Genomic DNA, 19,510 nt, shown 5'->3' on the forward strand with positions numbered 1-19,510 from the left:
CAAGACTCACTCGTCCTTTGCAGCACCCGTCGGGGGCCGGAAACCGCATGCACCCCGAACCATTCCTAGCGCCCGCTCGCCGCCCGGTACGAGACCGACCAGTTCGAGGCGAATCACGACGCCCATCAACATGACCGATAACACCGCCTCGCCAATCACCCGGGCGAGTGCGATGCCAATCGCGCCGTACCGAGGCGCCAGGACGAGTGCCGCAACAAGATTGATCACGCCCGACGCAATACCCACGGCGGCAAGCAGACGATCTTTCCTGCGCGGCACAAATACGTAACCCGCCACGAACTCGTTAAACGCAGCGAACGGGAACATCCACGCAAAAATCTGCAGGACGTGAGCGCTGGGTTCAAATGAGGCGCCAAGGATCAAAGGCAGCACGAAAGGCGACAGCGCCAGCGCACCGCAGAAGATAAGCAATCCGTATCCCATCAGCAGGGTCGCGCCACGCCGGGTCGTTTCATGCGCGCCTTGCGCGTCGCCCTGTGCGAGCTGCCGCGTAATGGTGGGAATGAACACCTGCGCTGCCGGTCCCATCAGCGCGAGCGCGATCGTCGCGAAGCGTTCAGCCGCGCCGAAATAACCAACCTGATCGGGCGTGGACAACAAGGTCAACAGATAGGTAGACGATGCCGTGAATACGACCGACCCAGACGAGTAAAGGAAAAGCATCGTCGAATTTCGCACGAGAGGAACGATGCCTGCCAACCGGAGACGCGGCCAGCCCAGCTGATAGATCGTGAGACCGTAGGAAACGATCGAGGACGCCACCCCCGCGATCAGAAGACTCGCAAGCACCCATACCGCGTCGTCGGGTCCTTTTACGAGCGTCAGGACCAGCACGAGACTCAGGAGAAAGCCGAACACCTCGATGATGATCGGGGTTCGAAACTGGTGACGTCCCTGAAACAGCCAGCCGAGATTCATGCCGGACACGATCCCAAGCAGCGTAGCCAGCACACCGATCAGAGGACGTTCGGACATGACCGGAGAACACAGCGTGGCAACCAGGCCTATGCAGCCGCCCGCCACGCCATGCACAATGCGCGCGCTCACATGCAACGAGAAGATGTCGTTGCATTCCTGCTCCGATTGCGCTTTCGATATGTCGCGCATGCCGACGGGGCTAAAGCCGTAGTTGACGAGCATCCATATCACGTTCATGAGCGACATCGACGCCAGTACCCGGCCATACCCGGCTACACCGAGCATCCTGCCGTAAAACGGCACCACGATAATGAGGTACACGTACCTCATCAAATAGCCGCCGTAGACAAATCCGATAATCCGAACGCTCTTTCGTCTATCCATGCCGCCCTCCATGCACGCGTTCCGGACTTCAGCGCCCAGCCACGCGACGGCGGGCAAGCGGGTTGGCGATATACCGCACCACGAAGTCAGAAAGTGGCGAGTAAGGGACGAGACACAAACTCGACAGTACAAGCGTGCCGAGCTTTTTCTTGAGACTCCAGAATGGATTCGCAACGATAGTGTGCAAATAGTGACGAGAATCCCGCATCATCCAGCGCCACCGTTTTTGGAGCGTCGCCCGATAGACGCCTGAACAGAAGCGCGCCTTCTCGAGTGCAAAGTCGTGAAAAGTCGGTGCAAGCTCCATCTGGAGCCGGGTTCTTGCGATATTCCGCAAGATTGCCCATCTCAGGTTGACGGCTTCCGGCGCTTTGTTGAGCTGTTCCGAGTTTGCGAACGACACCGTCGCGCTGCCCGCGTTATGCACGCGATACCCCCCCAACGACTTTCGCACCGCCGCGACACGACCTACCAGTGCCGCGCCGTAGATCGCGTAGAAGTCCGCGCCGTAGCGATTGATGTCCGCTTCGGGAACCGGAAAAATGCGTCTGAGTACACTCACCCTGTATGCATTACCCGAGGCAGGCGGCGACGGATAGAGCCAGCCGCCCTGCAACAGCTTTCCGCAATCGGCGGGGGGCTCGACGTGGGGCACATAGGCGCCCGTCAGCGCTCCCGTGCTATCCATGACGTCCAGGCGAAACTGCACCTTTGCCCAATCACCGGTTGCAAAGCGCCGCATCACTTCGGAGACTGCCTCCGGATACAGAACATCGTCGGAATCGAGAAAAATCACATATTCCGTTTCGAGCACCTCGATCGCCTGGTTGTAAGCGGACACCTGCCCGCCGTTTTCCTTGAGTATCGAAGAGACGCGCGTCCCGAACTTCTCGATGATCGCGCGCGACCCGTCGGTCGAACCGTCGTCGATGACCACAACGTGCGTCGCCGGATAGTCTTGCGCGAGCGCCGATTCGATCGCCGTGGCCAGATAACGCTCGTAGTTGTAGTTGCAAATCACAACAGTGACGTGGTTCATGATATTTCGACGCCATCCAAAGGTTCGATCAATCGAGATTCGACGACCGTGAAACTACCGACTCACGCTGCAAGCACGTAAATGCACACGCGTTGAGGCGCACCCTGATTGATCCGATTCGCTACGCGACTCCACGAACAACGACATAGGCAAGGTGCTTAGGCGGCTTGTTTTCGACTCCATTGACCCGATCCGGCACCTTGAAGCGAATTTTCAGGCTCTGGTCGTTCCACGCCAGGGCAACATCCTCGCGAGCACTTACCGTACCGTTCAACGCGTCGATGAGCTCCACCAGTGCATGACTTGAAGACGGCGGTTTGAGTCCGCCAACGGTGACGGATTTCCACCCCGGGTCCGCGCTGACCTGCATCACGACGTCACGGCCCGAAAGCAACGCGCTTCCAGACGCCCCTGGATCGAACTGCAGCGGTTTCGAAAAGCTGGCTAACGATCCGTTCGCCGTCCGATTCAGAACGACCAGGCTTCGCCCGGATACGTTGTAAGTCCGCGTGGGCGGACCACGGTGCGTCAAACGGAAAGGTTCATAACCATCCCAGTGGTAAACCATGGACAGATATTTGTTCGGGTCGTCCCAGTTTCTGTCGAGCGCCCACACGGCGAAGTCGAAGAAATAGCTCGGCAAATAGTGCGGATCCTTCATGTACCCGTCACCGATTTCCGTTTGCCAGATGCCTCGCGCGGGCCCGTTCCTGACGTACTGCTGATACAGGGAATCCAGATCGGCGACGGGGAGATAGTGCGTGTCGATGTAATCGACCCAATCCAGCATCCGCTCCTTCAGCACCGGGCTCCTGTACTCAAGCCATCTCCGGAAGTTGTCGAGACCGCCCTGGTCCGGCCATCCGCCGTAGACAATGTACGCGTGATAACGGCGGATGATGCGCGCGGCCGGGATATGGATGCGCTCGACGTAATCCTGCATTGCGCGCTCATACGGCTTCGAGCTCTTTTCGTTCCCGTCGGCATCCGGGCCATGCCAGAACGTCGCTTGAGCCAGTCCGCCCGACAACCTGCCCGCCGCTTCATTCCAGATCTGGAAATAGCGCAGGTTATAAGGTGGTGCGGAGTACGTACGAACCACGGCATCGACATATCGCTCCCACACCTCCACGTCCACCGGCGCCGAATTGGGGTCGCCCGGCACACTCGCATTCCACGCCGGCGTATAACCGAGTTGCAGGAGCGAGCCGATCCCATTGCGGTCATTCGCGATCAAGGCCGGCGGCAACTCGCTATCGAACGCCGAACTGGTCTTGTCGATGCGCATGACGTCTTGCGGCCCATCCGGCTGGCCAGGGCCAACCGAGCCGCGCCCCCAACTGATGCCCATTGCACGCCACATCTGAACATCGCTGGCTGCGCCAGCCCAACCATTCGAGCCGATCAGCTCCGTCATCCGGCGACCACGAGCGCTCAGCGACCTCGACTCGTGCGTCAATGACAGCGCGGTCCTGCTAGCCGTGAGCGGTATCACCGCTCCCGCGAGTGCAGCGAGCGTGCGCAACGCCCGCCGTCTGCCGGCAACGCGCGAGACTCGGTCCATTCGCCTGGCCACGAACATGGACTAACCCACCGACGCGCTGGGCGCCAGATCCGACAAGTGACCGCCGGCATGTCCGTACAGAACCTGCAGCACCTTGCTCGCGGAGTATTCCCAGCGAAACTCACGTGCGTGAGCCACGCCCATTGTTCGGTAACGCTGCCGCAGTTCCGAATCGGCCATCATGCGGGAAATCTTCGCCGCGATATCGTCCGCCGAGGTCGCGTCGCAATACATAGCGGCGTCGCCACACGCCTCCGGTATGGAGGTCCGCGAAGAAGCGATCACCGGACAACCGCAGTACATCGCTTCGAGAGGCGGCAGTCCAAATCCTTCGTACAGCGAGGGGAAAACGAGGCAAGCCGCGTTCTGATACAGCGATTTCAACTCGCCATCCGACACAAAACCCGCCCATACAATCTGGTTTGGATGGGTCCGAAGCGTTATTTCCTCGCTATTGAAGATACGTTTATTCCGGCCGCCAACAATGACGAATTTCACGTCCTTCAAATGCCCAAGCCTATCGGTCGCATCCAGAACACGCTGCAGGTTCTTTCGCGGATCAAGGCTGCCGACGACGACACAGTACGCGTCTTTTACAAGGTTCAGACGCCTCATGACTGCCGGATTCGATATGACCCGGTCCAGATGATCCGCACCAGGCGTTATAACCGTGACACGCGACTCATCAACTTTCAGGTGATGGCAGATCCGCATCTTCGAGTGAGCGGAGACCGTCAGAATCATCGGCTCCGTTCGCCGCAGCATGGCGAAGCAAACGCGGTACCAGAGCCGGAACTTCCTGGAGAAACCTTGCGGTACATCGTAGATCGCCATGTCATGAACCATCACGACCTGCCCGTGCTTGAAAAGCGGATTGGTATTGCACAGATTGAGAAGCGTCATTCCTCTCGCAGCGATGGGCAGCGTGATCTGCTCCCAAAGCGTACCGCGCAGCCACGGGAAGCACCGTTTCCGCTTGAGCGACGCGCCAGGTTCGACGACGTTCTGAGGCACGAAAACGTCCAGTTCGCCTTCAGGCGTTGCGCTCATCTGCATTGCCCGGGTGAGTTCATACGCCACGCGTTGAACGCCGGTAACGGCCTGAGAGGTGAACTTTCCGTTAATTGCAAAGGACATCGGCTTCTCCGTTTGACGGCGTCACGCAACATCTGGCCGCAAATCGCCGGCGGCCGGTACGATCAATGCATTGCTTCGAGATCGCCAAAATCGCTGGCATAGTTCGTCACGTAGTCGTAATTCCGAGTGCTTCGCAGTAGCGGAATGCCGTTGAATACGGCACCGGCAATGCGCCCTTCGGCGCGCTCCATCTTCTTGACCGTGTCCGCGATTTCCTGCTCGCTCTGCATCCCCGAGCGCAAGACCAGCAATGACGAGCCCGCTTCGATCGCGATGATGGAAGCGTCGGTGACTGCGAGAAATGGCGGCGTATCGATGATCACCATGTCGTACTGGCCGGCGAGTCGCGCCAATAGCTCTTTGAAGTGCGGTTTCATGAGCAACGCGGCAGGATTCTCCGGTCGTATGCCGCACGACAGGAACGTCAAACCGTCGATGCCTGTCGAGCGCAATGCCTGACGCACAGCTAACCGGCCCGCGAGCACCTCCGAAAGACCGCCACGGTTGCTTCCGCCGAACAACGAGGCGAGGTGGCCCCGGCGCATATCGGCATCTATCAGGAGGACGCGTGAGCCGATCTCCGCGTGCAGGATCGCCAGGTTCGCCGCAACAAAGCTCTTTCCCGCGGAAGGGGTCGGGCCGATAACCATCAGAAGGTTATTGCGCGCATGCGCAAGATCGCGTGCCACCGCTGTGCGCACGGCGCGAAGTGCCTCGACCGACGTGTCGTTCGGAAACCGTGCGGCGAGAACTCTGGTGTTGTCGGCCATGTGAGACGCGGCTGCCCCCATTCCGGCTGCACCGCCGACAAACTGAATATCGTCCGCACTGCGCGGAAACGGCTGACTGGTACGTCCTCCCGAGCCTGGCAATGCCTTGCGCGCTGTGCCGTAGCGGTCAAGCAGTAACTGCTGCTGACTGAACAGGATCTCGCCGAAAACCGGCACGCTCATGCGACTTTCCACGTACCTCGGATCGGTCACTCCGGTCATCACATGGCGGCGCATGAAGACCAGCGCGACGCCGGCCAGGAGTCCGAGTACCACGCCTCCCGACAGCACGATTGCGGGCTGCGGCTTGACCGGACGATGAGGTCTGATCGCACTGTCGAGGATATGTGCACCGCCTGTCGTGCTGGCGCGCCGGACCTGCAATTGCTCGGCTTTCTGGACCATCCCGAGATAGATCGTCTCCGCCACTCTCTGCGCGCGGAGCAGATCGACGCTCTGACGTTCGGACGACGGCATATTATTGAAATGGCCGTCGAATTGCGCCTTCGCATCCTGCAATTGCGCAATTTGCCGGTCGGCAGTCTGCACCCAGCGGCTATCCGCCGTGTAGTGATCCAGAAGTTGCGTACGTTGTATCTGCAGGCTCGCGATCTGCTTGTCAATGTCCAAACCGCCCTGGAGATACGCTTGTGCTTCGCTCGTCGGCTGCATGGACTGCGACGCTCCACGGAAATGCTTCAGCGCATCCTCAGCCTTCCTGAGATCCGCAAGCAAACGGGGAAGCTCGCCATTAATGAAGGCCAGCGTGGTCGTGTCATTGGCTTGCCGGGCGGCAATGGCATAAGTAAGGTACTGCTCTCCCAACGCATTGGCGACTTCGGTGGCCTTGTCCTGGCTCCTGTCCGCGTACTCGATCTGAATAAGGCCGGAGTCCTTCACCTTGTCGCCAACCTTCACCAGGGTGCCAAATCGTTTGATTGCATCGAGTTCGTTCCAGCGAATGACCTGGAATTTCGTGCCCGGTCGCGCGTCCAACTGCTTAACGAGCATGGAAATCCCATTGCCCCGGACGGTCGCACCTACTACGCCCTTTATGAGGAGATGATCCGACGGACCACGCAACTCGTACGCGCCATTTGCAAGGGCGACCAGCGTCAGTTTTTCTTCCTCGAGATCCTGCGGCACATCCAGCGAACCGATCTGAACGCGCTCTCCGCCCCACGCATACGACGTCAAACCGAGCCAGGGCGCCGCCGGTTCTCCCGGCGTGGCAAATTTATCCGCGATGTCCCCCAGTAAAGGAACCTTGTGCGGCGTCACCGACACGTCAAAGCGGAATTTTTCAATGACCGGCTCGAGTACCGCGCGGCTGCGTATCACGGCCATTTCAGTCACCGGCGATGGCGAGGGCGGCGGAAGAGATTCCTGATTCTGCAGGGCAAGACCGAGCGCATTAGGTTCTGGTGGATCGACACGCAACAGCACATCGGCGGAGTAGATCGGCGTTGCAACGAGTAGATAAGCCACCGCCAGGCCCAGCACGACGACTGCAGTACCCACGATTTCCCAAATGTGATCCCGCATCAGCGTCAACATCGCACCCGCGCTGAGTTGACCACGCTCCGTGCTGGGAGCGGGAGAGTACGAATTTGCAGGGTAATAGTCCACCGGCTTGATCCTTGCATGTTCGATGGGCAGAGTAACGACGCGTTGCCGCTCTGCTGCACCACCCGTTCGAGATCTGGAACCGCCGCCGGACCTGGATGTGACATGGCCGGTGGCACCTCGGAGTTACGTGCTGGGTCAGGTTGGCTCGAAGAGCCCGCATTCAGGACTTCGTGGGTGACACAGCGCGGTACGGCCTGTGATCTTTCGTCAGCGGTTTCGCCGATTCGCCCGGAAACACCTCATTACTGTCGGCGCTGGAATAGTCAGTTCTTTGCATATGAAGCTCCTATGCATTCGTACTACTACATGTTTAAACAACAGACTTGGAACCCGGCCTCACTGCGCATGACGAACAAGCGGTCACGCTGTCTCTCGAACGGACGGATTTTTTTGATCTACCTGATATCGACGATGTCGGCCCAGTTGCGCGGACATGTCGTGAGAAAGCCTTGCCATCGGAGCTGCCCGAGCTTTACCACGGACGGCTCTCTCCTGCCGATCCAGACTTGCAAGGTCAATCTTTTGTACGCACGTGTGGCAGGCCAGATACCCGAAGTCGTGGACATCCAGCGCCATACGACGAACACATCACCGTTGGAGCCGGGTGAACCAGCGTCACGCAATCGGGCACGGCAACCCCACGAGGCTTTCAGCGGTCTCGCAAAGCGGTAATGGGTACGTCTTTGCCACAGCGGCCGGACAGCATCTGCACGCCAATTACTCTGCGAACGGATTCAAAATTCGCCGAATCGCCAGGCGAATTTATCTATTCATGTTGCGGTGAAGCATAGCCCGCAAAAAACGCATCATATCGTCGGCGGCATAAATTCGGGTGTTAATGGCCGATTAAGTTGAACGCATTACCAATGCGGTGAATCTAGAAAGCGTTGTTGCCATCTGTAACCGCTGTAACAGAGTCGTACAGTTCGCCGGCGGGGCTGCAACAAAACTTTAGTGACAGTTCACGCGATGAAAACGCACGTTTGAATAGAGGTGACTGCCTGAATCCCTTGACGGGACGGAAAGAAGCGCCATCAACCGGCGATCCGGCCAGGCGCGATCTTGCTCCTTGCTTACGGAAAAAGTTTCTGAACAGAATTGACATTTAAACATATTATCTTTGATTTTCAAGGTAATAATTTCCCTGATCATGACAATTACGCCAAAACACCCTGGAATACAGCCAAACCGGTTCTGAAATTTTCAATGCGTTAATCTCGGTGCGTATCGGGAATACGTGTTGGGAGAAGCAAGCGTGATGACTTCCACTGGTTTTCTTACGTCGTGCGTCAATGACCGTCAAAGTGGATGGAAAGAGGTGAAACACATTGGCCTTCTGATTTTCCAGAACTGTTCCATGTTGACCACCGGCGCGGTGGGAGATGCTTTCCGGCTTGCCAACGAGTTTGGAAAAGCGGGGGGCGATGAGCCTCCCTATCGGCTCTCAGTGCTGTCTGACGAAGGCGGTCTGGTGCCAAGCTCATCCAGTATCTTGATCTGGACGCAGAATCTCGAACGATATAGCCTCACCGATTTCCATGCGTTCTTTGTTGCTTGCCGTGACGGCGATGAAACGATGGAGTCCAACGGCCGCTTTCTCTCGTGGATCTCGCGCCACGGGTCGATCGCATCTCGTGGTATTCAGCAAGGCGCGAGTCTGGCTGTCGTTTGCAAGAACCCGTTGCAATCAATCGTGCCCATCTTTTTCTTCGACGACGGCAGCGTTGGTGCAAGCGCCGGCAGCAGTGTGACGCCGACCGACCTGGCCCTTGCGCAGATCGAACGCGACATGAATTCGGACACTGCGCGAAAGATCGCCCGTGAACTGCAAACGAATTACGTCGAGCAGAACAAGTCGGAACTGGATGACGCGAGCATCGTCACTACGACCGAAAAAATCCGCGAGTCGGCACGCTGGATCAGAGAGAACTACAGCAAGGCCATCTCGGTGGCCCAGGCAGCCGAATCCGCCGCAATGAGCAAACGCAATTTTCAGCGACGCTTCAAATGCGAATTTGGCATCACTCCGCTCGAGTATCTGCTGCGCACGCGCTTTGAAGTTGTTCGCACGATGCTCAGAAATACCGATCTGCCTGTCGATAAAATCGCAAGACGGTGCGGAATGGGCGACGGCAATCGACTCGGCCGGCTGTTCAAGGAGCGCTACGGCGTGTCGCCCACTCAATACCGCGCGCAGCAGCACATCAAGTCCGAGGAACGATGGCTGACGCCCGAAGAAGCGTGGAATAGCACGACGGACAGCCTGCGATAAACACCCCGCTCCCCGACTTCAGCTTCGCGGCTCCACCTGCCATGGATCGAAACATGCCCACTACCAAGTCCGCACCGTTCGAGCAGGAGATTGACGCATCTACGCCACGGCCCGGGGAAACGCAACCATCTGAAACCTTCCTGGCCGAACGCGCGAACTCCACGCCGGGAGTTCCATATCGGTCAACGCAGCAGCCAGTTTCCGTAGTCAGGCGGCTCAAGGAGGCGGCAAAGTGTATGTTGCCGGATTCCGTCTTCGTGAGTCTGCTGCATCACAAGTGTATTGGCCGCTATCCGAATCTTCTCCGCCCAGCCACCTTCAACGAAAAGATCCTGCAACGGAGCCTCAGCCCGGATCCCCGCTACATCAGCCTGACCGACAAACTTTCAGTACGCGAATATGTTGCGGCCAAGATAGGAGAGAAGCGCCTCATACCGTTGATATCGGCGCCGGATGCGTTTACGCGTGAAGTATTCGACGCGCTGCCGGATTCCTTCGTCATGAAGGCGAATCACGGCAGCAGTTTCGTCGAGGTGGTCAGAAACAAGTCCGAGACCTCGTTCAAGACATTGCAACTTCTCGCCGCACGGTGGTTGTCCACCGACTTCTACTACATCGCACGCGAGAGGCATTACCGCACTATCAAGCCGCGCATCTTCTTTGAGCAGCTCCTTCTGGACCAATCCGGCCAGATACCCGCCGATTACAAGTTGCATTGTTTTGGCGGCCGGCCGGGACGTCCCGTCATCTACATACTGGTGATATCCGACAGGTTCGGGAGCGCGACGCACGGCGATGTGTACGACGTCGACTGGAATCATCTCGATGTAGCCATCGGCTACTACAAGCGGAGTGCCGCGCCCGCTCCGCGCCCGAAGAACCTGGAATCCGTGTTGGACACCGCAGTCACCCTATGCGAAGACTTCGACTATGTCCGCGTGGACTTATATGCGCCTGATAACCAGGTTTTCTTCGGCGAGCTTACCTTCACGCCGGGAGCGGGTGTGCTGCCTTTTACGCCTGACAGCATTGACTACGAGTGGGGAAGACTACTGAGTTGAGCGGGCATTTTCTAACTTCTGCGCGTGTTTCACCCAATGTCTTTGCGCCCAGCAACTCGACCGGAGAAGTACAAATGACGCAGACTACCAAGGAAGCGCGCAGCACGATTGACGACAAGGCGGTAGAAGAGCCGCGGCCCCGGGTGATGATGTGTCCCTTCACCAATCCCACGAATCGCTATATTCAGATTCAGAAAGATCTCTACAGCTCGATCGGTTATGAAGTCGTGCCCCTTTCCATCAAGGGCTTACTGAATGGCGGATTCTCGCAGCTGCTCAAACCCGGCAACATTCTCGTTTTTCATTGGCTTGAGTACCGGCCATTCAAGCGAGATAAAGGCACTGCCCGGCTGAGCTTGCCTGGGTCCCTGCTCTTCGCGTTCTACTGTTCACTCATGCTGATCGGTCGGGCGAAGGTTGTTTATTTCATACACGATCACGCGGTCCACGATACGATTGGCTTCAACAGACGTCTGTCGATGCGGATTATTGCACTCGTGCGCCGCCTGGCGGACTTCCGCGTGGTCCACGCTCAGGATTTTCAGGCACAGTACAACGCGCAATATCTGCCGCATCCACTCTATTGGGATACACCTGGACAGGCGCCCACCACGCCTAAAACAGAAAGCGCAACGCCACTGTATTCGTTGCTCGGCGTGATTCGCCCATACAAGCAGATTGACGCGCTGCTCGATGTCTGGCCGAGCGGGTGCAAGCTGCATATTGCCGGGCACGGCACTGAAGCCTACATCGCGACGCTGAATGAAATCATCGACAAGCGATCGCTCCGGAACGTCGTGCACCTCAACGCCAAGTTCCTATCCGACGCGGAGTTTGAGCAGAACATTGTCGATAGCGACGTGCTGATTCTGCCGCACGCGGCCGATTCGATGCTGGTGAGTGGCGCGTTTTTTGAGGCCATCGGACGCGTGCCGTTGCTGATCTCGCGCGCAACACCGTTCATGGTGTCGGCTGCCAGGAAGTTCGACAATGTCATTTTGTTCGATGACATCTCCGAGATCCCAAAGATTGTTCATGCGATTAACGAATCGTGGCCGACGATCGCTCGCAATGCGGGCAATCTGGCTATCGATGAATTCGGCTGGAATGCCTGTCGTCGGCGCTACGAGCGGTTCTTTGAAGCCGTTGAGGGTCATCGGAACGCGGTTGAGAAGCCGGTTGCCTAGTGCAGGAGAAAGAACTGAATGCTAACTTCACAACTGGTCCCGGGACGACTCAAGACTCTCTTGTATAGATATGTTGCCGAACGCCCTCGGGAAGAAAGACTGTTCCATACACTTCGCCCCAAATTCGTTTCGATCAAGATTCCGGGTGATTACCGCCCCTGTAATCCAACATTGTGTTTTGACGGAAATGGCTATGCCGTCGTCGTCAGATCTGTTAACTATGAATTGATGGAGAGCGGCGGCGTAAAGTTGCATGGCGAAGGCTACGACACCATCAACCATATTGGTAACTTGTCCACAGACCTGAGTGTTCTGAGCATGAGCTCTCTGGAAGACGCCGCTTTCAGGCGCGTATCGAGTAAATCGGGCGACGGATTCGAAGATCTACGAACCTTCTTCTGGAAAGAAGATTTGTGGTGCCTGGCTAGTGCGCGCAGCAACTCTGACGACACTAACACGATGGCTCTTCAGAAAATATCCGGAAAACGTGTTGTGGAGAGTTACCTTATCGAGTCGCCATTTGGTTCGAGTCGTGAGAAGAACTGGATGCCATTCGTTTCCGATGGGAAGCTCCAGGCGATACACACAATGAATCCGTTGACCATTGTCGAGATCAGCGAGCGTGGCACAACCGTGTCGCTTCAGAAGCCATTGAAGGTGCCGAAAGATCTGCTGGGATCATCCCAGCTAGTTGAATGGAAGGACGGTTGGCTGTGCGTCGTACACGAGCGCAGCCGAGGGAAAAAGCATCTTTATAAACACAGATTTGTTTATTTTGATCGGAGCTGGAATGTGGTGCTTTCCGAACCGTTCTACTGGAAAGAATATGGCGTGGAGTTCTGTTGCGGGTTGGCGGTTCACGATGGAACCGTAGCGGTCGGATTTGGTGCCAACGATTCGGAGGCGATCATCGCGCAGTTCAATGAGATCGATATCGGGCGGCTGTTGGAATTGAGTTGAATACTGAACACTTTTGGCGGCCATCCCTGAGACTTATCTGGTCTCCCTCTCGCCATCGAAAAGGAGACCAGATCCGCAGCGCATTCGGATGCTTGCCTTCCCAGCCTAGTTGTCCGGGTTGCCCGCCGTGAAGCTGGTAAATGCACTGTATGACGGGTTGATTGGCGAGCCATTCATCATAATACCGAAGGTATCGTTTCCGCTATCGAGCACGTAGTACATCACGGACTGGATGTTGTGCGTCTTTCTCGCTTGATAGAAACCGCCCAGTTGCGTGGTAATGTAATTTGCCCGATAAGTCTCCGTTTGCTCCGGGCCCGTGTTCCACTCGGTGATGATGAAAGGCACACCATATCTGGCCTTGCAATACGTCGGCAGATCGAAGCCCGGACCCGCACCGTCGGTGCCGATGTTGAAGATATCGCCGTAGACTTCGTAATTGTGCCAGGTCGTGACGTCCCAGCGCACTGTGGAATAGCCGCTGCTTCCATCCGGTTGAGTCCCCTCCCACAACGCGTCGGCCGCGCCAACATCGTTCACGCAGAAGTTGATGCCGCACTTCAGAGAAGACTGAACCGATTTCACCCCGTCAATCATCCCACGCATCACGCCTCGCAAGACCGGCCAGTTCGCATTGTTGAAATCGAGAGCCTTCGTCCCTGCGTTGGTGGAATCCAGAATGATGGCGCCATCGCGTGTCAGCTCATTGCCGCACTCATAGATGGTCACGCCATACGATGTCAGCGCACGTGCAACCGCTGAGCCTGCTGAGTATCCGGCGCTGTAGGCTGTCGACTCGCCACTGAAGAGTTTTCCGCTGCTGTCGTAGAGACCCTGATTGATCAGGACAAGCAACTGAATCCCAGCCGATTGGAAGGTTTGTGCCAGTTTGACTACCGCATTGATCTGGGTCGGGTCGGACGTGCAGCCGACGCGATAGCTGGTGCAGCCCATCGCCTTCAGAATCGTGACCAGTTGCGCCGGCGTGTAAGTGTAGTCGTAGTGCCCGTTGACACCATAGAAGCTACCCGCGGTCGGAGCGACGGCGATACGTGGATCGGTGCACGCCAACCATTGAGCGGCAACTTCCGCGTTCGCGTAAAAGTGACCGCTCGAGTTGCAATGATAGACCTTGCCACCGTACCAGAGTACAAGCGACACGTTGAAATTGGTACCTACGACCGTGCCGTTCTTGTAAATGACACCATTAACGAGGGTCCATTTCGCGCCCGACTTATCGAGGATGTACGGCGCGGAAGGCAGCGTAGTACCGTCCGCGGAAATGCTGCCCAGACGCGGATCGATGGAGCTCACCCACGTCGAGCCGTTCCACTGATAGAAGTTGCCGGCGGTGTTCTCGTGATAGATGCTCCCGTTGTACCAGAGCGCGAGCATCACGTTGTAGTTATTCCCGGCTACCGCACCATTTTTATATAAAACCCCGCCCGACAGCGTCCATACGGCGCCCGTGCTGTCTGTAATCGAGGTGGCCGGCGGCATTGACGTGCCGCTCGCAGATGCGGTGCTTGCATGTGCCGTTGCTTTGCTGGCGGCAGATACAGCAGTGCCGCTGCTACCGTCTTCCGAGCCTCCACCGCAGGCGCTCAAAAGATAACTTCCGCTGAGGGCTGCTAGCCCACTAATAAATTGACGTCGCTTTACCATAGCTAAGTATTTTCCACTGTCGATAAAAATCCAAATACTGGTTTTTAAAGTTTTCGAATGAGTAAATGCTTACGGGTAACTCTGATTGATTCGAGATCCTAATTATTAAAAAAAGATCTTCTTACCTGTTCTGGATGCAGCTCAAAGTCAGATTAAACGTTTCGAAGTGAAGCTCGAATAGATGCGACAATCCATCGGACGAGCGTCACCGATTTCCATGGCGAACCGACTTGCGCGTCCTACTGCGTTTAAAAACGATGGGAGACTACGGGACTACGATACCCACTGCTGCTCAAAATTCTGCTGCCACGCGATACACAAACATTTCATCAGACAAATAGTGCTCCGGCTGCCGCTCGTAATTTCTTCCGCACACTCATCGCGACCGGGGAAATCGTACCAGGAATACCTTTTCTATCCCACAAGAAATAGTACTTTTCGGACAAATAGTAAGAATCTTTCTAATAACTTGTCGCATCGCCAAGATCCCTGCTTTCTCATGATGATCATAGGATTGGATGATCGCCATCTTTCTGACTTCGACCCCAAGAAAAACCTCATATTTTTCACAGCGAATTCGGGGGTGGTATCAGGTCAGCGGACGATGTACTGTTTAGACGCGCATTGTCGCTTACGCATCGATAACAAACGTGGCCAGAAGCACGCGAATTTTGTCCAGGCGTGAGAGCCAGCGGTTGCGAAATTCGAGCAACATCCTCAACTTCCTGGGAGGCGCCATCGCGGCGTCACTTCCCAGGGTTCTCGATAACATCGACAATTAATTCGTCGCAGTGACAGAGAAAATCGGCGCGACTTTGAATAGGCAGCGGATGAATGCAGGAATAGAGATCGACTACATCGCTCCACGGTCACTCTGCAATCTCGTCATAGCCCCGGCCGAGAAATTGAACGAAACAAAAGCCATTGCCAAAGGGATCGGCCATGAGCGCGAGTCGTCCCCACTTGTGCGTGGCGATAGGCTCCTCAAGGCGCGCTCCGGCCGAGAGGGCCTTCTGAACAGCAGATTCAATTTCTTGAACCACGAAGTCGAGATGGACCGGCGTCCAATGGCGATCATAGGTACGGCGCTGAGCAATTGTGCTCGAAGCCGGCGTTCCTTCCGCTTTGACCAGAAGGTAAATCGGCGCCGAGCTTCCCAGCATCTCCACGCCGCTGGCGCCGAAACGCCGGCCCACCGTCAATCCAAACGCCGCGCCGTAGAAGCGAATTGCCTCTTCGATGCTGTCAACGTCTACGTTTACAAGAAGATCCATTGCCTCTATCCGTGTCGTTGCGTTGTGTGGTTATTCCGCTGAAACCCGCTTCCGCACACTTGCGATAATGCGGAAGCGGAAGATTTCACTATCTTGCACCATTGATAGAAAGTGGTGGCGACTGTCCGGTGCTTAGGCGAACGCGTGCTATCGATCCCCTTCTTCCGTTCGGCACACCCGAAGCCTTGGCCATTTCGCTGATCGAGAACAGCGAGCGCAAAGGACTCGACCCGTTCAACGTGCTGCGCTCGTACCGGATGCTGGCCGCGGAAGGCCGCGGCTGGATCAATCATCAACTCCTCGCCGACGCGTTGCGGCTCAACGAAGATGAGCCACCGATGCTTGCGCAAACCGTCGGTTTCCCGAACGGGCGGCACGCTTGAGATCCAGATTGGGGGGCCGCCTCGTGGCATCTGGAATTGCCAACCCAGGAGTCGGTGAGATAGCCGTCAATAGGCAGGGTGCGCAATCCTACGCGCACCCTGCCCCCGTTTAGCTAACTGATCTGCAGGCGCTTCTGCGCCGAAGGCGCCTTCTTCGGCAGGGTCAGCGACAGCACCCCGTCCTGATATTGCGCCGCCGCCGTCGCTTCATCGACGTCGTTTGCCAGCGAGAACGATCTGCTGATAGCGCCCGAATAACGTTCGCGTCGCAGCACCCGCTCGCCTTCCTTCAATTCCTTGTTGCGTTCCACCTTCGCGCTGATCGATACGGTATTGCCGTCGATCTTCACGTCGATATCTTTTTTATCGACGCCCGGCAGTTCTGCTTTGACCATGTACGCCGTGTCGTTTTCCGTCACATCGAGCTTCATGTCCGCCAGCGATGCGTCATCACCCGTCGCGATGCCGCGCAGGGGGCGGAACAAACCATGAAACAGATCCGATACCGGTTCCATCGAAAACGGGTCATAACGTGTCAGGTTGCTCATCGTAGCTACTCCTCAAAAAGTCCATGATCGCCGTGGATGTCCCACTGCTTCAAATAACCACTGCATTAACGACTTTAGGTCTCTACGTAGAAGGTCCGTTGATATGTATCAATTGACGCGCGTAACCTGCGCGGTTCGAAAAACACCGATGTCCACCCATTTCCAGAGCAGGCGTCTGCTTATGCTGGGCATGCCTTCCTGAATCCGTGAGGTCGTGCATGCTTACCCAATCAACCACACGCCGTTCGCAGCAACACGCCCCGCTGGCAAACGAGCGGCTGAAACGCGGTCGGTTGCCGGAGCGCCGCCTGAATCTGCTGGCGGTCGCAGGGCAACCGAAACGGCTTGATCCATATCAGTATTCCCCACCCGTTCGTTGCCCATGATGAATGCATACCGTTCCCATCGACGAGGTCTGACATGTATCGACACATTCTTGCCGCCATCGACGGCAGTGAAACATCAGCACAGGCGCTCGACGCAGCTTTGCAACTCGCCCGCGAATCCGGTGCTGAATTGCAGCCGCTTTATGTCGTCGACGTGCCACCGATGGTCTATGACGCTCCCGGCTACGATCCAGGCATCGTACGCGACGCGCTCCTGGAGGAAGGCAAACATGTGGCCGACAACGCGCTCGCACGAATGAAGCGAGACGGTGTCCAGGGGGCGCCGCGAATCGTCGAGACCAATCTGGTTGATGGCGAATACGATATCGCTCACTGCATCCTTCACGCGGCCGCGGACTTCAAAGCCGACCTCGTCGTGATGGGAACGCATGGACGGCGCGGAGTCCGGCGACTCGTGCTCGGCAGCGTCGCGGAGCGCTTTTTGCGGATTGCACAATGCCCGGTCCTGATGATCTCGGTGCACGGCGCCCCCGAAATCACCGCCAAGACCAACGGCGCAGTCGAACGTGAAAAAGAATCGACCTGATCTGCAGGTCGTAGATCGTTCATATCGACCTCCGCGCTCACGGCAAAGCCCGTGTCGCGCGCAAACTGCGCTCCGGACATGCTCGAGCCTGCCGCGCGTCGAAGCTGTGATCCGCCCGGCGATGCGACGCCCCAGGGGCACGTAGGCATTCGCGCCTCACGATCCGGTTAGCGGATTGCCAGCACCGCGGCTCCCGTCAGGTTTCCCTCCCGCAGATCGGCAAGCGCCTGATTGGCCTCGCCCAGCGGATAACGTGTCGTTTCGATGTCGAGCGGAATCTCGGCGGCAAGATGCATAAACGCAAGACCGTCTTCGCGCGTGAGATTGGCCACCGACACCACGCGACGCTCGCCCCATAGAAAGTCATACGGAAAGGAAGGAATGTCGCTCATGTGAATCCCGCCGCACACCACAATGCCGCCTTTCGCCACCGCCTTCAGAGCGATCGGCACGAGCGCACCGACTGGAGCGAAGAGCAGCGCGGCGTCGAGGTCGTCCGGCGCCGTTTCGCGGCTACTGCCGGCCCATGTCGCGCCGAGCCGCAGCGCGAGCTGTTGAGCCGCCACGTCGCCCTCACGCGTGAAGGCATAAACTGTGCGCCCCTGATGACGCGCGACCTGGGCGACGATATGCGCTGCCGCGCCAAAGCCGTAGATGCCGATCCGCTGTGCGTCGCCTGCCATGGCCAGCGTGCGATAGCCGATGAGACCCGCACATAGCAATGGCGCCGCTTCCACGTCCGAATATCGGTCCGGCAGATGAAAGCAGTAACGGCTGTCGGCGACCGTACGCTCGGCGTAACCGCCGTCGATCGTATACCCCGTAAAACCCGGCTCATCGCACAGATTCTCGCGACCGGAGAGACAGAAACGGCAGTGGCCACAGGTATGACCTACCCATGGCACGCCGACCCGTTCTCCCATACTGAATCCGCTTACTCCCGCCCCCACCGCCGCAACGGTGCCGACGATTTCATGGCCCGGGATCACCGGCCGCTTGGGATGAGGCAACTCGCGGTCGATCAGATGCAGGTCGGTACGGCAAATACCGCATACGTGGACGTCGATCAGTAACTGGCCCGCAGCAGGCACAGGATCCGGAACCTGCACGTCTCGCAGGGCACCGCCGGTATCGTCGAATACCATTGCCCGCATTTCACACCTCGCTTGCGTGATGGTTGCCTTTGGCACGGACATGGGAGGCGCTCTGCCTCGCCTTGTCGCCTACCCGCCTGATCGCCTGATCGCCTGATCGCCTGATCGCCTGATCGCCTGAATATAGTTGTGAACGCACGTGCCGGCAGACAGGCGCGTGGATGGTCGCGGATCACTCGCAGAAGCGGAAATAGCCGCTGTGCAACAGTACCGGTTTGCCGCCGACTTCAGCCAGCATGCGCCGCGCAGCGTGTTCAATCGCCTGCCGATGAACATCGAACGCACCGATCAGATCGTCTTCGCGTAGCGATGCAGCGCCGAAATGATCTTCCAGCGCTTCAGCGGTAATCGCGCACTGAATGCGCGCCCCATTGACCACTGCGGGGAACGCCAGAACGAGGTCCCGCCCGCAATACTCGGGACATTCCTGCGGGAAGGTGATATGCATCATGTCGTACCTCAGCGCGTGTGGACTTCTGTGCTCATTTACCCGGTACAGCCAGACTCAGGCAGCGTAAACAATCGGCCGGCGCCCCACGCGAAAGACCGGCTTTCGATCAGGATAGTCCGCTGGCGCCCGATGGCAAGCTGCGACCACGGACCTGCCGCCA

General features: G+C 57.4%; 15 protein-coding genes and 1 pseudogene. 6 read left to right on the plus strand and 10 right to left on the minus strand.

The features are described 5' to 3' along the window. Positions 1–6 precede the first annotated feature (6 nt). From ACOSV0_RS30665 to ACOSV0_RS30685, 5 genes are all read right to left on the minus strand, one after another. Positions 7–1,323: a lipopolysaccharide biosynthesis protein gene (locus tag ACOSV0_RS30665; protein ID WP_434111006.1), complete on the minus strand. Its 1,317-nt coding sequence runs from the start codon at positions 1,321–1,323 to the stop codon at positions 7–9. Between the two features lie 28 nt (positions 1,324–1,351). Beyond that, on the minus strand, positions 1,352–2,362 hold the full coding sequence (locus tag ACOSV0_RS30670; RefSeq protein ID WP_434111007.1) for a glycosyltransferase family 2 protein: 1,011 nt from the start codon (positions 2,360–2,362) through the stop codon (positions 1,352–1,354). 121 nt (positions 2,363–2,483) lie between these two features. After that, positions 2,484–3,926: a hypothetical protein gene (locus ACOSV0_RS30675; RefSeq protein WP_434111009.1), complete on the minus strand. Its 1,443-nt coding sequence runs from the start codon at positions 3,924–3,926 to the stop codon at positions 2,484–2,486. Positions 3,927–3,947: 21 nt separating this feature from the next. Further along, positions 3,948–5,063 (minus strand): glycosyltransferase family 4 protein, encoded by a 1,116-nt coding sequence (locus ACOSV0_RS30680; protein ID WP_434111010.1) that lies wholly within the window; start codon positions 5,061–5,063, stop codon positions 3,948–3,950. A 62-nt stretch (positions 5,064–5,125) separates the two neighbouring features. Continuing rightward, positions 5,126–7,462: a polysaccharide biosynthesis tyrosine autokinase gene (locus ACOSV0_RS30685; protein ID WP_434111012.1), complete on the minus strand. Its 2,337-nt coding sequence runs from the start codon at positions 7,460–7,462 to the stop codon at positions 5,126–5,128. A 1,357-nt stretch (positions 7,463–8,819) separates the two neighbouring features. Between ACOSV0_RS30685 and ACOSV0_RS30690 the strand changes: the two genes are divergently transcribed. The 4 genes from ACOSV0_RS30690 to ACOSV0_RS30705 all read left to right on the plus strand — a co-directional run bounded on the left by ACOSV0_RS30690 (position 8,820) and on the right by ACOSV0_RS30705 (position 12,942). Continuing rightward, positions 8,820–9,734 carry a GlxA family transcriptional regulator gene (locus ACOSV0_RS30690; RefSeq protein ID WP_434115908.1) on the plus strand — a complete coding sequence of 305 codons (915 nt, stop codon included), beginning with the start codon at positions 8,820–8,822 and terminating at the stop codon, positions 9,732–9,734. A gap of 53 nt (positions 9,735–9,787) precedes the next feature. Next, positions 9,788–10,795, plus strand: coding sequence for an ATP-grasp fold amidoligase family protein (locus ACOSV0_RS30695; protein ID WP_434111014.1), 1,008 nt, complete (start codon positions 9,788–9,790; stop codon positions 10,793–10,795). A gap of 74 nt (positions 10,796–10,869) precedes the next feature. Beyond that, positions 10,870–11,982, plus strand: coding sequence for a glycosyltransferase (locus tag ACOSV0_RS30700; RefSeq protein WP_434111016.1), 1,113 nt, complete (start codon positions 10,870–10,872; stop codon positions 11,980–11,982). A gap of 18 nt (positions 11,983–12,000) precedes the next feature. Further along, positions 12,001–12,942 carry a hypothetical protein gene (locus ACOSV0_RS30705; protein WP_434111017.1) on the plus strand — a complete coding sequence of 314 codons (942 nt, stop codon included), beginning with the start codon at positions 12,001–12,003 and terminating at the stop codon, positions 12,940–12,942. 105 nt (positions 12,943–13,047) lie between these two features. Here ACOSV0_RS30705 and ACOSV0_RS30710 read toward each other — a convergent pair whose 3' ends face one another. Beyond that, complete coding sequence (locus ACOSV0_RS30710; protein WP_434111019.1) at positions 13,048–14,607, minus strand: hypothetical protein; 1,560 nt, start codon at positions 14,605–14,607, stop codon at positions 13,048–13,050. An 869-nt stretch (positions 14,608–15,476) separates the two neighbouring features. Further along, entirely contained in the window at positions 15,477–15,881 is a 405-nt protein-coding gene (locus ACOSV0_RS30715; protein WP_434111021.1) for a VOC family protein, read from the minus strand. Positions 15,882–16,156: 275 nt separating this feature from the next. Between ACOSV0_RS30715 and ACOSV0_RS30720 the strand changes: the two are divergent. Next, a pseudogene (locus ACOSV0_RS30720) lies at positions 16,157–16,264 on the plus strand (SagB/ThcOx family dehydrogenase); the annotation flags it as partial. 113 nt (positions 16,265–16,377) lie between these two features. On the opposite strand, the gene ACOSV0_RS30725 reads toward ACOSV0_RS30720, so the two are convergent. After that, on the minus strand, positions 16,378–16,812 hold the full coding sequence (locus ACOSV0_RS30725) for an Hsp20/alpha crystallin family protein (RefSeq protein ID WP_434111023.1): 435 nt from the start codon (positions 16,810–16,812) through the stop codon (positions 16,378–16,380). A gap of 420 nt (positions 16,813–17,232) precedes the next feature. Here ACOSV0_RS30725 and ACOSV0_RS30730 point away from each other — a divergent pair, with 420 nt between their 5' ends. Then, positions 17,233–17,745, plus strand: a complete 513-nt coding sequence (locus ACOSV0_RS30730; protein WP_434115910.1) for a universal stress protein — start codon at positions 17,233–17,235, stop codon at positions 17,743–17,745. Positions 17,746–17,912: 167 nt separating this feature from the next. On the opposite strand, the gene ACOSV0_RS30735 is transcribed toward ACOSV0_RS30730, so the two are convergent. Together ACOSV0_RS30735 and ACOSV0_RS30740 are read right to left on the minus strand one after the other, a co-directional pair. After that, the gene (locus ACOSV0_RS30735) at positions 17,913–18,899 is read right to left on the minus strand and encodes a zinc-dependent alcohol dehydrogenase family protein (protein WP_434115912.1); all 987 of its coding nucleotides are present in this window, start codon (positions 18,897–18,899) and stop codon (positions 17,913–17,915) included. A 172-nt stretch (positions 18,900–19,071) separates the two neighbouring features. Then, the gene (locus ACOSV0_RS30740; RefSeq protein WP_434115914.1) at positions 19,072–19,347 is read right to left on the minus strand and encodes a DUF1488 domain-containing protein; all 276 of its coding nucleotides are present in this window, start codon (positions 19,345–19,347) and stop codon (positions 19,072–19,074) included. Positions 19,348–19,510: the final 163 nt, after the last annotated feature.

The organism is Paraburkholderia caffeinilytica, assembly GCF_051027425.1.
Lineage (GTDB): Bacteria > Pseudomonadota > Gammaproteobacteria > Burkholderiales > Burkholderiaceae > Paraburkholderia > Paraburkholderia caffeinilytica_A.

Coding starts and splice junctions, on each gene's coding strand:
- ACOSV0_RS30665 (WP_434111006.1), bottom strand. CDS start 1,323: ATGGATAGACGAAAGAGCGTTCGGATTATCGGATTTGTCTACGGCGGC.
- ACOSV0_RS30670 (WP_434111007.1), bottom strand. CDS start 2,362: ATGAACCACGTCACTGTTGTGATTTGCAACTACAACTACGAGCGTTAT.
- ACOSV0_RS30675 (WP_434111009.1), bottom strand. CDS start 3,926: ATGGACCGAGTCTCGCGCGTTGCCGGCAGACGGCGGGCGTTGCGCACG.
- ACOSV0_RS30680 (WP_434111010.1), bottom strand. CDS start 5,063: ATGTCCTTTGCAATTAACGGAAAGTTCACCTCTCAGGCCGTTACCGGC.
- ACOSV0_RS30690 (WP_434115908.1), top strand. CDS start 8,820: ATGTTGACCACCGGCGCGGTGGGAGATGCTTTCCGGCTTGCCAACGAG.
- ACOSV0_RS30695 (WP_434111014.1), top strand. CDS start 9,788: ATGCCCACTACCAAGTCCGCACCGTTCGAGCAGGAGATTGACGCATCT.
- ACOSV0_RS30700 (WP_434111016.1), top strand. CDS start 10,870: ATGACGCAGACTACCAAGGAAGCGCGCAGCACGATTGACGACAAGGCG.
- ACOSV0_RS30705 (WP_434111017.1), top strand. CDS start 12,001: ATGCTAACTTCACAACTGGTCCCGGGACGACTCAAGACTCTCTTGTAT.
- ACOSV0_RS30710 (WP_434111019.1), bottom strand. CDS start 14,607: ATGGTAAAGCGACGTCAATTTATTAGTGGGCTAGCAGCCCTCAGCGGA.
- ACOSV0_RS30715 (WP_434111021.1), bottom strand. CDS start 15,881: ATGGATCTTCTTGTAAACGTAGACGTTGACAGCATCGAAGAGGCAATT.
- ACOSV0_RS30725 (WP_434111023.1), bottom strand. CDS start 16,812: ATGAGCAACCTGACACGTTATGACCCGTTTTCGATGGAACCGGTATCG.
- ACOSV0_RS30730 (WP_434115910.1), top strand. CDS start 17,233: ATGTATCGACACATTCTTGCCGCCATCGACGGCAGTGAAACATCAGCA.
- ACOSV0_RS30735 (WP_434115912.1), bottom strand. CDS start 18,899: ATGCGGGCAATGGTATTCGACGATACCGGCGGTGCCCTGCGAGACGTG.
- ACOSV0_RS30740 (WP_434115914.1), bottom strand. CDS start 19,347: ATGCATATCACCTTCCCGCAGGAATGTCCCGAGTATTGCGGGCGGGAC.